This window comes from Bacillus sp. GMs2/2 (assembly GCF_050172095.1).
Taxonomy (GTDB): Bacteria; Bacillota; Bacilli; order Bacillales; family Bacillaceae_G; genus Bacillus_A; species Bacillus_A cereus.
In genome coordinates, this window is the sequence record NZ_JBNLYE010000769.1 from 1 (window position 1) to 809 (window position 809).

Genomic DNA, 809 nt, shown 5'->3' on the forward strand with positions numbered 1-809 from the left:
GGTTCTGTTGCAAAGTTTTTTGAGCTGAGCTAAACTGTAGGAAAAATGAGATGAGGAGCATACCATATGGGATATTTTAAAGGAAAACAATTCGAGAGAAATATTATCTTGGTAGCCGTCGGCTATTATTGTCGTTTTTCTTTAAGCTATCGTGATGTTTCTGAAATCTTGAAAGAACGTGGCATATCCGTTCATCCTACGACCATCATGCGTTGGGTTCATGAATATGGCAATTTGATTTATCAAATCTGGAAAAAGAAAAACAAAGCGACACACCCTGTTTGGCATTTAGATGAGACTTACATCAAAGTGAAAGGGGAGTGGCGCTATCTGTATCGTGCAATTGATGGAGATGGACATACTTTGGATATTCAACTTCGTAGAACTCGTGATCATCAAGCGGCTTATATGTTTATGAAGCGACTCGTCAAAGCTTTTGGAGAACCATCGGTTCTTACGACAGACAAGGCACCGGCTTTGCTTTGTGCATTCAAAAAATTGAAGAAAGACGATTATTATACACATACCAATCACTGTACCATCAAATATCGTAATAATCTTATCGAACAAGATCATCGACATGTAAAACGACGCTTTGCCAAATCTTCTGGATTCCAAAGTATCCGTCAGGCTTCTCGTACTATAAAAGGGATTGAAACAATTCAGGCTATATATAAACAGAGACGAAGTCTTGAATTAGACTCCGTCTTTTCGGCGTACAATGAGCTACAAAAATTAGTAGCGGTTGCTTAAACCCAAACACCACTTTATAATCCGTTCTCTATTTTTTTAAACTTTGCAACAGAACC

1 protein-coding gene is annotated in these 809 nt (G+C 38.2%); it reads left to right on the plus strand.

The window, feature by feature from the left end:
• The first annotated feature begins 66 nt into the window (after nt 1–66).
• Nucleotides 67–753: an IS6 family transposase gene (locus ACQGS6_RS29405; protein WP_426966103.1), complete on the plus strand. Its 687-nt coding sequence runs from the start codon at nt 67–69 to the stop codon at nt 751–753.
• Nucleotides 754–809 lie beyond the last annotated feature (56 nt).